The sequence below is a fragment of the Pseudomonas sp. Q2-TVG4-2 genome (assembly GCF_013620795.1).
Taxonomy (GTDB): Bacteria; Pseudomonadota; Gammaproteobacteria; order Pseudomonadales; family Pseudomonadaceae; genus Stutzerimonas.
Genome location: NZ_LGLW01000005.1, coordinates 252,835 through 266,074, shown reverse-complemented (window position 1 = coordinate 266,074; position 13,240 = coordinate 252,835). Strand labels below are relative to the sequence as shown.

The following is a 13,240-nucleotide window of genomic DNA, read 5'->3' as shown; positions in this document are numbered from 1 at the left end:
GTTTCGTAGTGCGTATAAACAAGGGAGGCTTAGTTTCTGGATTCGCCATAGCCTTTCATAACGTCCGCCATATTTCCATATTCCTGATCTGGCATGTTATTCAGCACTTCTATTACTTCCGAATCCGCACCGTTTTGTTGGGCGTGTTGCACCAATTGGTCTTTCTTGGCTGGATAGTCAATTCCCTTCAAATATGTCGTTACGTTCGCAGGCGACTCACCGCCAACACCTCGTGTCATGTCGAATCCTCCTGTGAAGAGATGAGGCTGGGAGCCAGGCTCCCAGCCTCATCAGGTGATGTCCACTCGCGGTTGCGTCAGCTATTGCGGCCACCGCCGTGGCTGTTCTCACCACCTTTACGGCCAGCTTCAGACGCCTTCTCGCGGTCATTGGCAAAGTTGCCGCCGCTATTCTGGCCACCTTTCTGGCCAGCTTCCGACGCTTTTTCGCGGTCGTTAGCGAAATTACCGCCGCTGTTCTGACCGCCTTTTTTACCAGCCTCAGAGGCGCGCTCCGGATCATTGGCGAAGTTGCCACCACTGTTCTGGCCGCCTTTGCTGCCAATCTCCTGGTAGAACTCTTTATCGTGAGATGCAGAGGTTGCTTCGCCGCCTTTGCGTCCCGCCTCGTTAACGCTCATGCCGTCTTTCTTGTCAGCCATGGTATTTACCCTCTGTCGTGAAAGTTGCAATTAAACGAGACGACAGCAGCGTTGTTTCGCTGCATTTACCAGTCGCCTTGTTGTTGAGAAGCTTGGGAGCAATAAGAGTTCGAGCCGCTTATCGGGCGTCGATGAGCGGTAATTAACCAGGAATGTAACTAACGAGACGGGCATGGATTCGATAAACGAAAAAGCCAACAATGGCTCGGATGCTTATCTGCGAGTCGGCGCGCAGCAACGGTGACACACGGAAGGTCACGATTGCACCGTCCAGCTGGCCGGACACGCGTCGAACAGATGTGTCGCAGTCTATGAGCATGCCCAGATAAATGGACATGGAGCTTATTTCCTGAAGGGGGCGAAGGGAGATGGGCTCCTCTTCAAATGCAAGTAATCATGCGTCTGCCGCAGTATTCCGGTTTTTTCGTCGCTTTTTTCCCCAGGCTGGCATGGCTTTCGCTCTGTTTCTCTGTCTCGCTTGTTTCCCTGTCGTACCGCCAGCACTGGAGCGGCAGGAGAGCAGACGAAGCGATCAGAACAATAAGGAAAACTGCATGAATGCCCTGCTCGAACGTTCCGGCGGATTGGTTCCCGGTCCCATACAGTCACGCTTTGCCGCGACCCTGCATAACGCCCTTTGCGGCAGCCGCTATTCTGATCGTCAGCGAGGTGGCCTGCGCGCACCTGCCTTGACCGTTACTCGCAGCAGTCGGAGACAGCCATGATTCTGAAAGGCAAAACCGCCCTCGTCACAGGTTCAACCAGCGGCATTGGTCTGGGCATCGCCTGCAAGCTGGCAGAGGCGGGCGCCAATGTGATGCTTAATGGTTTCGGCGATGTAGAGGCGGCCATCGCTCAAGTGGCTGCGTATGGCACCGCCGTGTTGCATCACCCTGCCGATGTATCCGATGCCGAGCAGATCGGTGAAATGATCAGCCAGATCGAACGCGACTTCGGCTCCCTCGATGTATTGGTCAACAACGCCGGTATCCAGCATGTTGCCCCGGTTGAGAACTTCCCGGTCGAGCGCTGGGACAGCATCATCGCCATCAATTTGTCCTCGGTATTTCACACCATGCGTCTGGCACTGCCGGGCATGCGCGAGCGCAACTGGGGGCGGATCATAAACATATCCTCGGTGCACGGTTTGGTTGCCTCGGCGCAGAAATCGGCGTACGTGGCAGCCAAGCATGGCGTGATTGGTCTGACCAAGACCGTTGCGCTGGAAACCGCAACCACCGGGATTACCTGCAACGCGCTCTGCCCGGGTTGGGTGTTGACGCCGCTGGTCCAACAGCAGATCGACAGCAAGGCCCAAGTACATGGCGACCCGAGCCGGGCGACGCGCGAACTGCTGATGGAAAAACAACCTTCACTGGACTTCGTCACACCCGATGATTTGGGCGATTTGGTGCTGTTTCTCTGCAGCGAGGCAGCCAGGCAAGTGCGAGGCGCTGCCTGGAATGTAGATGGCGGCTGGTTGGCCCAATAACCAGTGAGCGCAGCAAAACCCATCGCATCCAATCTGCATGGGTTTTGCAGGCTCAACCTCAGCTACAAACAGCGCTTCACGCCTTGGCGCGCAAAGTGTTTCGACGTCTTCATGGTGCTGCGGACGGAGAGACTCGAACTCTCCTACCTTGCGGTGCGAGTCGGCTCCGCCAGCAGGGTTACCGCAGCGGCCTGAGTGGCCTAGCGCTCGCTCAGCCCATGCAGCTGCAGCTTGGAATACAGGCTCGCGCGGGAGATACCCAGCTCAACAGCGGCGCGGCGACGGTTGCCTTTACAGGCTCGCAACGCATGCTGCAGCGCACGGCGTTCGGCCTGGGCAACGCTTTCAGCCAACAGCTGCAACGGGGTTTCTTCCACGGCGGGAGGCTCAATGGTGCTCGTAATCGCGGGTGGCGTCGGCGGCGTGACATTGCTGTTCTGCTCGCCGAGCAAAGGCAGCAAATGCTGCGGCGCCAGCGGAAGCCCATCGGCATTCAACTGCGCGCGTTCCAATAGATTGCTCAGCTCGCGCACGTTGCCGCGCCAGGGTTGACCGCAGAGCAATGCCACGGCCTGGGCGGTGAGTTCCATCGGCGCCTGGCCGGAGCGGTTGGCGATGTCATCGAGCAGGTGTTCAACCAGAGCGGGAATGTCGCTGGCGCGTTCGCGTAATGACGGGACCTTTAGGGAGAGGACGTTGAGACGGTAGTACAGGTCGTCGCGAAATTGCCCGGCGGCGACCTTGGCTTCCAGATCGATATGGGTTGCCGCGATCACCCGCACATTGAGCGGTTTGACCTGGTTGGAGCCGAGCGGCTCGATCTCCTGTTCTTGCAACACCCGAAGCAGTTTTGCCTGCAGGGCCAGTGGCAGGTCGCCGATCTCGTCGAGAAACAGGGTGCCGCCGTTGGCGACTTCGAACTTGCCGATACGTGCCTTGCGATCAGCGCCGGTAAAGGCGCCAGGTGCGGTGCCGAACAGCTCGGCCTCCACCAAGGTTTCAGGAATGGCCGCGACGTTGACCGCGACGAAGGGGCCGTTGGCCCGAGGGGAAAGGTTGTGAATGCCTTGCGCCAGCAGCTCCTTGCCGGTGCCGGTCTCGCCGCGTATCAGTACCGTTGCGTCGAGCTGCGCGGCACGGCGGGCCTGGCGTTTGACCTCGCTGGCGGCTGGGCTGGTGCCGATGAATCCGGCGATGGTGTAGCGTGCACGGCGGGCCTTGGCCAGCTCGTTCTGGGTCGCGACCAGTTGTGTCTGCAAGATATTGAACTTGGACATCAGCGGTTTGAGATGCTGCGCCCGGTCGAACAGCACGAACCCCAGGGCTCCCACGAGGGTGCCGTCCTCATCACGCAGCGGGATGCGCGTCACCACGAAATGCTCGTCACCGAACGCCATCAGATCGAGCATGCTCGGCAGGCCGCTTTCCATGACTTCCCGCAGGCGGCTGGCCGGTAGCACTTCTTCGATCTCTTTGCCGAGCACGCTGCGCGGATCGCTGATGCCGAGCTTCGCGGCGTACTTGTCGTTGATCCAGACGATACGTGCCTGGCGGTTGACCGCGATGGTGCCCTCGCATTGGGCGTTGAGGTGATCGAACAACAGCGGCATCGCCACCGCGCGAAAGCGCTCCGGGGAAACGCCGATGATCAGGCCGTTGTCGTCGAGGTCGTTACGCGCAATCGCCATGGGCAGAGGAATCCGTTTGGGTTCGGCCGATTATGGTAGGCACCGACTGCCTCGGGCAAGGCAGCCGGACCGGGCTCAGAGGCCATACACCTCGTTGGGTAGCCAGGTTGCCAGCGGCGCGTAGAAGAACACCAGAGCCAGACCGATCAACTGCATCAGAATGTAAGGCAGTACGCCGAGATAGACGTCGCGAGTGGTGACTTCCGGTGGGCACACGCCCTTGATGTAGAACAGGGCGAAGCCGACCGGCGGTGTCAGGAAGGAGGTCTGTAGGCATAAGGCGAAGAGGATCGCGAACCACAGCGGATCGACGCCCATGGAGAACAGTACCGGGGCCACCAGCGGCAAGATGATCAGGGTGATCTCCACCCAGTCCAGAAAGAAGCCCAGCAGGAAAGTGATGAACAACACGGTGAGCAACACGCCGGTCTGGCCGAAGGGCAGGCCGGTAAGGGCCGCGCGAATCACATCGTCGCCACCCAGGCCACGGAGCACTGCGGCGAACACCGTGGCGCCGATGAAAATGCCGAAGATAAAGGCCGAGGTGCGGCTGGTCTGGTAAAGCGCCTCCTTCAACACGGTCATGTCCAACCTGCGGCTGCAGGCGGCCATCAATACAGCACCGAACGCGCCCACGGCTGACGCCTCGGTGGTGGTGGCAATGCCAAAGAAGATCGAGCCGAGCACCGCCAGGATCAGCGCGAACGGTGGCACCACGGCCCAGAACACGTCGAGCAGCGCCCGCGCATCGAGCTTCGGGCGGTTGGCCGGCGCCGGCGCGAAGTCTTTCTTCACCCAGGACACGACTACGATGTAGAGGATGTACATCAGCGCCAGCATCATGCCGGGAATCAGCGCGCCCATGAACAGTTTGCCCACAGAGGCTTCGGAGGTGCCGAGGCGGTCAGCCATCAGTACCAGCATGATGCTCGGGGGAATCAGGATGCCCAGCGTACCCACCGAACAGGCGGTACCGACGGCCAGACTCTTGTTGTACTTCGCCTGCAGCATTGGGCCGATGGACAACATGCCCAGCAGGGCCACCGAGGCACCAACGATGCCGGTTGAAGCAGCCAGCAGAATGCCCACCAGCACTACCGTGACCGCATAGCCGCCGCGTAACGGGCCGAGCACCCGCACCAGGCTATGCATCAGCCGTTCGGCGATGCCGGAGCGGTCGAGCATGATGCCCATGAAAATGAATAAAGGCAGGGCGACCATCAGCTCGTTGGCGACGATGCCATAGATGCGCGCATCCAGCACACCGATGGTGCCGTCCCAGGTGAACCAGAGATCGGCATCGAAGTGTTCGACCATCACATGGCCGAGCACGCCGAACAGCAGTCCGATGCCGGCCAGTGACCAGGCCACGGGAAAGCCAAGCAGCAGTAGCAGCATGAAAGTAGCGAACATGCTGATGACGAGTAGTTGTTCCAGACCCATGATTACGACTGCTCCATCAGGGCTGTGAGTGGCCGCGGTCGCGGTCACCGGAAGTGGGCGCCAAGGCCCGCGGGAAATTGAACAGCAGCGTGCTACAGCGCGTGGCCCTGGAGGCCAGCGCCAGGGCGACCAACGCCAAGCCCAGCGGGAGCACGCTCTTGAAAATGAACCGATGCGGTAGGCCGCTTGGCGCCTGCGAGCGCTCGTTGTAGATGAACGCCTGATAGGCAAAAGGAATCAGCGCATCGACCATCAACAACACCACCGGTAATGCCAGGATCAGGATCGCCAGCAACTCGATGATGGCCTGGCTGCGCAGAGTGAACCTTTCGCGCAGGACATCGACTCGCACATGGTCGTCACGTACTACGGCATAGGCGAGCGCGAGCATCAGCGCGGCGCCGAACAGATGCCATGACAGCTCTTCCAGGGCAATCGAGCCGCGGGCCAGCACGAAGCGGCTAAACACGTTGGTCAGCACTACCGCGAGCACCAACAGCCAGATCCAGGCGCTGGCTTCGCCAATAGCGACCAGAGCTTTGTCGAGCCAATAGGACAGGCGGTTATGCGGCAGCGCGGCCTCGTCGGAGGCGGGCGCAGCAGCATTGGGGGAAACGGGATGAACGGACATGGCCACCTCGGTAATCCAGCACGGGGAAGCCGCTGCAAAGCTGAATCTGGCTCTGGCAACGGCCCGCTTGCGAGCAAGGGGCACAGCGATGCTGCGCCCCTCGGCCCGTGCGGTTACTCGTACTTGTAGTAATCGCGCGGCAAGTAACCCTTGCCGTGCCAGATGGAATGGTGCCGCATGAATTCACGCTGGCTGGTCAGGACGCGATTGAACATCTCGTCGCCAGCGGCCTGCTCATCGAGCACTTCCTTGGTCACTCGCTCAAGTTCTCGCAACACTTCTTCAGGCAGCACCTGAGCCTTGACGCCCTGCTTCTCGTAATCGCGCAGTGCGGTTGGCTGGGCCCACTCGCTTTCGGCGAAGCCCTTGAGCGTGGCGGATTCGCAGCCCATCTCGATCAGCGCGCGGCTTTGCGGCTCGAGCTTTTCCCAGACACCCTTGTTCACCAACAGGTGTGAGGTGGTCAGCGTCTGGTGCCAGCCCGGCATGATGTAGTTCTTGATGATCTGGTCGAGGCCCAGCATTTTGTCGATGGCGGGCTGCGAGAACTCCGTGGCGTCGATGGTCTTGCGCTCCAGCGCCTGGTAGATCTCGCCACCCGGAATCATGGTGACCGACGCACCGAGTTTCTCCAGCACCTTGCCGCCGATACCGGCGAAACGGATACGCAGTCCATCGATGTCTTCCAGCTTCTCGATCGGCTTGGCGAACCAGCCGGCGCCTTCCGGGCCGATGATGCTGCACAGCATCGGATGGATATTGCGTTCGGCGTAGATCTCTTCGAGCAGCTTCTTGCCGTCGCCCTCGTAGTACCAGGCCAGGTAGGCCGGCGGCTCCATGTTGAACGGTGCACCGGAATACAGTGGCAGCGCGGGGATAGTGCCCTGGTCGTAACCGATCCAGGTATAGCCGGCCGGGTATTTGCCGTTGCTCACCGCATCCATGATCTCGAATGGCGGTACCAGTTCGCCGGGCTCGTAGTAGCGCAGCTGGATGTCGCCGCCGGAAATCGCCTTGAGCGATTCCGACAAGTGCTTGACCGGCGTGGTCAGACCGACGAGATGGGACGGGAAGGCCAATGGCACTTGCCAGCGAATTTTCTCAGTGGCCATTGCGTTGGCGCTAACCAGCGTGGCACTGATAACGGTTGCTGCGCCGATGGCACAGGCGAGACGGGACAGCTTTTTCGTTACGGACATTGCAGGTTTCCTTGTTTTTGTTGTTTTGATAGCCAGAGGTTATGGCCCGGTGCGGCGCAGCCGGAAAGCGGAAGAGCAACATCCAGTCACTCGCCCGCCAGAAGTCTTGGCGTTTAGCGCTTATCCCATAGCAGGTTCTGTGCCTGACTCCCGATACATGCTCAATTGCCCATTCCAGAGCGGTTTCAGAGATCGTTAGGATGCGCCTGTGTCCAGTCCGTCGGACATTCGGCTAGGGCATTTATCCGAGTGTCCACGATTCTGGATCGATGTCTGGTTATCTGGACGACCAGCTTTTCGGGCACGCACCGCGATATGCGCTTGTACTCGTGGCGTACTCGAAAGCGTGGTGGGGAGAGGGTGGGTCGGTGTCGTACTAGCGGGTGCGAGCGGGGGCGCTGCTATCAGCCAGCTTCCTTGCCCAGAGTCGCTTTCAGCGCGGTGAGGCAACGCTCCTCAGCGGTATCGAGCTCCAGCTGCATCTGTTGGATGTCCAGCTGCTGTTGCTCAAGTTGTTGACGACGCTCGGTAATCATCCCGAGCATGATGTTTAGCTGCTTCTGGTTACCGGCCTTGGGATCGTAGAGTTCGATCAGCGTCTTGCATTCAGCCAACGAAAAACCGATGCGCTTGCCGCGTAGGATGAGCTTGAGCGCGACGCGATCCTTCGGCGTGTAGATACGCTCCTGGCCGCGCCGTTTCGGCGAAAGCATGCCCTGTTCCTCGTAGAAGCGAATCGCACGGGTGGTGATGTCGAGCTCGTTGGCCAAATCGGAAATGCTGTACGTCTGCTTTGCCATGAATATATCCAGTCTTGCCTGTCCACCCGCGGCTCGTGACGAGCCGGGCGCGTTTTCTTCGGTTTTTTATCGGGGCAAGGCTACACGCTGGCCCCGTACGGTGCCCAGTGGCATGTGGCCACCGGCCGCTCCTTCAGCGCTGAATCGGGCAACCGGTGGCTTCCTGAATCTGCTCGAAGGTGACATCGTCGGCCAGTTCGACCAATTTCAAGCCGTGCTCGGTAACGTCCAGCACACCTAGGTCGGTGATGATGCGGTTCACTACACCAACGCCGGTCAAGGGCAGCTCGCACTGCTTGATGATCTTGTGGGCGCCCTTGGCGGTGTGCTCCATCAGTACCACCACACGTTTGACGCCAGCTACCAGGTCCATGGCGCCTCCCATGCCCTTGACCATCTTGCCGGGAATCATCCAGTTGGCCAGATCGCCTTTCTCCGAAACCTGCATGGCGCCGAGAATTGCCAGGTTGATATGGCCGCCGCGGATCATGCCGAAGCTCATGGCATTGTCGAAAAAGGCGCTGCCGGGGAGGGCGGTGACGGTCTGTTTGCCGGCATTGATCAGGTCCGGATCGATTTCCTCCTCGGTGGGAAAGGGGCCGATGCCGAGCAGGCCGTTCTCGCTCTGCAGCCAGACATCCATGCCATCGGGAATGTAGTTGGCGACTAGCGTCGGCAAGCCGATGCCGAGATTGACGTAGAAACCGTCCTGTAATTCCTGTGCGGCGCGCTGCGCCATCTGTTCACGTGTCCAGGCCATGATCAGCTCCTCACCGTGCGTTTTTCGATGCGCTTCTCGGCGTTCGGGTTATGGATGATGCGCTGCACATAGATGCCGGGCAGATGGATCTGGTCCGGGTCCAGCTCGCCGGTTTCCACCAGTTCGTCGACTTCCACTACGCAGACCTTGCCGGCCATGGCCGCGAGCGGGTTGAAGTTGCGCGCGGTTTTGTTGAACACCAGGTTGCCGGCCTTGTCGGCCTTGTGCGCCTTCACCAGTGCGATGTCGGCGGTCAGCGATTCTTCCATCACGTACCACTCATCGTTGAACTGGCGTGTGTCCTTGCCTTCTGCGATCAGGGTGCCGTAGCCCGTTTTGGTAAAGAAGGCCGGTATACCGGAACCGCCGGCGCGTAGCTTTTCGGCGAGGGTGCCCTGGGGGGTGAATTCGAGTTCCAGTTCGCCGGCCAGATACTGCCGCTCGAATTCCTTGTTTTCGCCCACGTAGGAGGAAATCATCTTGCGCACCTGGCGCGTTTCCAGCAACAAGCCGAGGCCAAAGCCATCGACGCCCGCGTTGTTACTGATCACCGTAAGGTCTTTCTTACCGGTATCACGCAGCGCCTCGATCAGCGCTTCGGGAATGCCACATAGACCAAAGCCGCCCACGGCGAGGGTCATGCCGTCCTCGATCAGGCCAGCGAGTGCTTGCTGCGCGTTGGGATAGATCTTGTTCATGTGAGCCTCTTGTTTTCCGTGTGTGGGCTGTCGCCGTCATTGCGCGCTGAGCCGTGCCCGGGCCACGCGTGATCCGTTGGGCCGGCCCAGCACATCGCTGATGCGTTGCCCGGCAGCGATCAGCGCGTCCAGCCCAATGCCGGTCTGGATGCCCAGGCCGTCGAGCATGTACAGCACGTCTTCGCTGGCCACATTGCCGCTGGCGCCCTTGGCATAAGGGCAGCCACCGAGCCCGGCGACCGAACTGTCGAACACGCAAATACCCTCGAGCAGGCTTGCATAGATGTTCGCCAGCGCCTGGCCATAGGTGTCATGGAAGTGACCGGCGAGCTTGTCACGCGGAACCTTCCGGCTGACGATCTCGAACAGCTGGCGGGTCTTGCCCGGCGTGCCCGTGCCGATGGTGTCTCCCAGCGAGACTTCATAGCAGCCCATGGCGAACAGCTCTTGCGCGACATGTGCCACGCGCTTCGGGTCGATCTCGCCTTCGTAGGGGCATCCCAGTACGCAGGACACGTAGCCGCGCACCTGAATGCCGTTTTCACGCGCGGCTTCCATCAGGGGGGCGAAACGCGCCAGGCTTTCGTCGATGGAGCAGTTAATGTTCTTCTGCGAGAAGGCTTCCGAAGCGGCGCCGAACACTGCGACCTCGCTCACGCCGGCTTCGATGGCCGCTTCCAGGCCCTTCAGGTTCGGCGTCAGGGCCGCGTAGGTCACGCTCGGCTTCTGTCTGATCTGGGCGAACACATCGGCCGAGCCGGCCATCTGCGGGACCCATTTGGGTGAGACGAAACTGCCCACCTCGATGTATTGCAGGCCGGCCGCGCTGAGGTCATCTATCAGACGCACCTTGTCGGCGACGCTAATCGGCTGCTGTTCATTCTGCAGGCCATCGCGCGGGCCCACTTCCACCAGTCGTACATGTTTGGGCAGGCTCATATGTCCTCCATGGGCGATCGCGATTTCGCGGCGTCACCTGGTTAGTGGTTAGTCCTGAGACCTATTCCATCGTGCCTGGTGGGCTTCAGCCCACCAAAGTTGCTGGCGGACCAACGTTCACTACGGCTCGTGACTTCAAGCCTCTTCCATCTCCAGCAAGATTGCGCCCTCGTTGACCATATCGCCTTCGGCGCAAAACAGACCTTTGACCACGCCTGCCTGCTGCGCACGGATGCTGTGTTCCATCTTCATCGCTTCCAGCACGACCAGTGTGGCACCGGCTTCGACATGCTGCCCGGCCTCGACCAGCACTCGCACGATGCTGCCGTTCATGGGCGCGGTCATGCCGCCGTGATGCTGATGGCTGGCTTCGACTTCAGCGATGGGGTCGAACGCCGTCACGGCCTGCAGTTCACCATTCCATTCCAGATACAGGGTTTTGCCCTGACGAATCGCTTTCGGTTTACGTACGGCTTTTGTAGGAGCGAGCTTGCGCGCGAAGGCGGTTTCCGAGGGGGCTGGTTCGCGAGCAAGCTCGCTCCTACGATAATTCGTTCCCACCCGCACCAGGCGGCTTTGGCCGTTGCATTGCAGATGCACGCCGATGCGCGCTGGCATGCCGAAGCGCAGGCCGTCGCGATTGGCCCACGGCGAATGGACATCGTCGCCCCGGACTTTAGCCGGCTCGCTCTGCACGAATAGCTCGCCCGCCAGCTGCCAGAACGCATCGCCCAACTCTCCGGGCGTGCGCATCAGGTCGGCCTCATGACGCGGGATGAAACCCGTGTCCAGCTCGGCCGCGGCGAAGGCGGGATGGCCGACCACCCGGCGTAGGAAGGCGAGGTTGGTGCGCACGCCGCCGACGCAGGTTTCATCCAGCATGGCCAGCAGCCGCAGGCGCGCTTCCTCGCGGTCCTGGCCCCAGGCGATCAGCTTGCCGAGCATCGGGTCGTAGAAGGGCGACACCTGATCACCTTCGGCCACTCCGCTGTCGACCCGACGGCCGGGACCGGCAGCCGATTCGCGGTACAGGGCGAGGGTGCCGGTAGCCGGCAGGAAGTCGTTGTCCGGGTCTTCGGCATACAGCCGCACTTCGATGGCGTGGCCGTTGAGCGGCACCTGCTCCTGAGTGATCGGCAGCGGCTCGCCACGGGCGACACGGATCTGCCAGGCGACCAGATCGAGGCCGGTAATGGCTTCGGTCACCGGATGCTCGACCTGCAGCCGGGTGTTCATCTCCATGAAGAAGAACTCACCGCGCGCATCGAGCAAAAATTCCACGGTGCCAGCGCCGACGTAGCCGATCGCTTGTGCAGCTTTGACGGCGGCTTCGCCCATGGCGCGACGCACTTCGGCGGATAGACCGGGGGCGGGAGCTTCCTCCACCACTTTCTGATGTCGGCGCTGGATGGAGCAGTCGCGTTCGTTGAGGTACAGGCAGTTGCCGTGCTGATCGGCAAATACCTGGATCTCCACATGACGGGGCTTGAGCACGTATTTCTCGACCAGCATGCGTGAATCGCCGAACGACGACTGCGCCTCACGCTGGGCGGACTGCAGCGCTTCGGCCAGATCGGCCTCGCGCTCGACGACCTTCATGCCTTTGCCGCCACCGCCGGCGGTGGCCTTGAGCAGCACCGGGTAGCCGATCTTCTCGGCGGCGGTGCGGAAGGTTTCGACGTCCTGCGCTTCGCCGTGATAGCCCGGTACCAGAGGCACGCCGGCTTTTTCCATCAGCGCCTTGGCTGCGGATTTGCTGCCCATGGCGTCGATGGCGGAGGCGGGCGGGCCGAGGAAGACCAGCCCGGCGTCTTCGATGGCGCGAGCGAAATCGGCGTTCTCCGAGAGGAAGCCATAGCCGGGATGGATCGCCTGGGCGCCGCTGGCCTTGGCGGCGGCGATCAGCTTATCGATCAACAAGTAACTTTCGGCCGGCTTAGCCCCGCCGAGGTCAATGCGAATGTCGGCTTCGCGGGCGTGCCGTGCGTCTCTGTCGATGCCGCTGTGCACGGCAACGGTGGTCAGACCCATGGCTTTTGCGGTGCGCATCACGCGGCAGGCGATCTCGCCGCGGTTGGCGACCAGGAGGGTGGTAATCATTGCTGTGGCTCCTGCGTCCATTTCGGTTTGCGCTTTTCCAGGAAAGCATTCAGCCCCTCCTGGCCCTCTGGGCTGACGCGGATGCGAGCGATGCTGTTCTCGGTGTAGCGGCGCAGCGCCGGACTCAGTGATCCGCTGCTGGCTTCGCGCATCAAGTCCTTGCTGGCGCGCATGGCCTGAGGACTGTTCAGCATGAGCGTATCGATCCAGCCGCAGAGGTTGTCGTCCAGTGCCTCGGCCGCATAGGTTTCCGACAACAGGCCGAGTTCCCGGGCGCGCTCGCCGCTGAAGCGCTCACCCGTTATGGCATAGCGACGTGTGGCACGTTCGCCGATAGCCTTGACCACGAACGGGCTGATCACTGCCGGCGCGAGGCCGATGCGAACTTCAGACAGCGAAATCTGCGCATCGGAGGCGCCGATCGCCATGTCGCAACAGGCGATCAGCCCCACTGCGCCACCGAACGCGGCACCTTGCACCACAGCTAATGTCGGCAGCTTCAGGTGGTAAAGGCTGTACATCATTTCGGCCAACTCACGGGCATCGGTGAGGTTGGCGTCGAAGTCCAGCTTGGCCGACTGCTGCATCCAGGCAAGATCGGCCCCTGCGGAGAAATGTTTGCCGCGACCACGCAGCAACAAAAAGCGCAGGCTCTTGTCCGATTGCACCTCATCAATGGCAAGCACCAGTTCACGGATCATTTCGGCGTTGAACGCGTTGTTCTTTTCCGGACGGTTGAGCCAGAGTGTGGCAAAGCCGCGCGCGTCTTTGTTCAGTTCGATGGTCTGAAAATCGGTCATTTGCTTCTCCTGTAGGAGCAAGCTTGCTC

Annotated in this window: 14 protein-coding genes; 1 reads left to right on the top strand and 13 read right to left on the bottom strand. The window is 60.9% G+C overall.

The annotated features are described in order from the left end of the window. Positions 1-29: 29 nt before the first annotated feature. The 3 genes from H3028_RS12365 to H3028_RS12355 form a co-directional block, all read right to left on the bottom strand. Positions 30-239, bottom strand: a complete 210-nt coding sequence (locus tag H3028_RS12365; RefSeq protein WP_181297306.1) for a DUF2795 domain-containing protein — start codon at positions 237-239, stop codon at positions 30-32. A gap of 77 nt (positions 240-316) precedes the next feature. Further along, complete coding sequence (locus H3028_RS12360) at positions 317-661, bottom strand: general stress protein (protein WP_181297305.1); 345 nt, start codon at positions 659-661, stop codon at positions 317-319. A gap of 142 nt (positions 662-803) precedes the next feature. Next, complete coding sequence (locus H3028_RS12355) at positions 804-998, bottom strand: hypothetical protein (RefSeq protein WP_181297304.1); 195 nt, start codon at positions 996-998, stop codon at positions 804-806. Positions 999-1,382: 384 nt separating this feature from the next. On the opposite strand from H3028_RS12355, the gene H3028_RS12350 reads away from it, so the two are divergent. Further along, on the top strand, positions 1,383-2,153 hold the full coding sequence (locus H3028_RS12350; RefSeq protein ID WP_181297303.1) for a 3-hydroxybutyrate dehydrogenase: 771 nt from the start codon (positions 1,383-1,385) through the stop codon (positions 2,151-2,153). 200 nt (positions 2,154-2,353) lie between these two features. Here H3028_RS12350 and H3028_RS12345 read toward each other — a convergent pair whose 3' ends face one another. The 10 genes from H3028_RS12345 to H3028_RS12300 all read right to left on the bottom strand — a co-directional run bounded on the left by H3028_RS12345 (position 2,354) and on the right by H3028_RS12300 (position 13,211). Next, complete coding sequence (locus tag H3028_RS12345) at positions 2,354-3,841, bottom strand: sigma-54-dependent Fis family transcriptional regulator (RefSeq protein WP_181297302.1); 1,488 nt, start codon at positions 3,839-3,841, stop codon at positions 2,354-2,356. Positions 3,842-3,916: 75 nt separating this feature from the next. Then, positions 3,917-5,284: a TRAP transporter large permease subunit gene (locus tag H3028_RS12340; protein ID WP_181297301.1), complete on the bottom strand. Its 1,368-nt coding sequence runs from the start codon at positions 5,282-5,284 to the stop codon at positions 3,917-3,919. 16 nt (positions 5,285-5,300) lie between these two features. Continuing rightward, on the bottom strand, positions 5,301-5,915 hold the full coding sequence (locus tag H3028_RS12335; RefSeq protein ID WP_181297300.1) for a TRAP transporter small permease subunit: 615 nt from the start codon (positions 5,913-5,915) through the stop codon (positions 5,301-5,303). A gap of 113 nt (positions 5,916-6,028) precedes the next feature. Continuing rightward, positions 6,029-7,114: a TRAP transporter substrate-binding protein gene (locus tag H3028_RS12330; protein ID WP_181297299.1), complete on the bottom strand. Its 1,086-nt coding sequence runs from the start codon at positions 7,112-7,114 to the stop codon at positions 6,029-6,031. Positions 7,115-7,518: 404 nt separating this feature from the next. Then, positions 7,519-7,914: a MerR family DNA-binding transcriptional regulator gene (locus tag H3028_RS12325; RefSeq protein ID WP_181297298.1), complete on the bottom strand. Its 396-nt coding sequence runs from the start codon at positions 7,912-7,914 to the stop codon at positions 7,519-7,521. A gap of 133 nt (positions 7,915-8,047) precedes the next feature. Further along, on the bottom strand, positions 8,048-8,674 hold the full coding sequence (locus tag H3028_RS12320) for a CoA transferase subunit B (RefSeq protein WP_181297297.1): 627 nt from the start codon (positions 8,672-8,674) through the stop codon (positions 8,048-8,050). A 2-nt stretch (positions 8,675-8,676) separates the two neighbouring features. Then, on the bottom strand, positions 8,677-9,372 hold the full coding sequence (locus H3028_RS12315; RefSeq protein WP_181297296.1) for a CoA transferase subunit A: 696 nt from the start codon (positions 9,370-9,372) through the stop codon (positions 8,677-8,679). A gap of 36 nt (positions 9,373-9,408) precedes the next feature. Next, entirely contained in the window at positions 9,409-10,311 is a 903-nt protein-coding gene (locus tag H3028_RS12310) for a hydroxymethylglutaryl-CoA lyase (protein ID WP_181297295.1), read from the bottom strand. Between the two features lie 135 nt (positions 10,312-10,446). Next, on the bottom strand, positions 10,447-12,411 hold the full coding sequence (locus H3028_RS12305) for an acetyl/propionyl/methylcrotonyl-CoA carboxylase subunit alpha (protein WP_181297294.1): 1,965 nt from the start codon (positions 12,409-12,411) through the stop codon (positions 10,447-10,449). Next, a complete protein-coding gene (locus H3028_RS12300; RefSeq protein ID WP_181297293.1) occupies positions 12,408-13,211 on the bottom strand; it encodes a gamma-carboxygeranoyl-CoA hydratase in 804 nt (267 codons plus the stop codon). Before H3028_RS12300 ends, H3028_RS12305 begins: the two co-directional genes overlap by 4 nt. Positions 13,212-13,240: the final 29 nt, after the last annotated feature.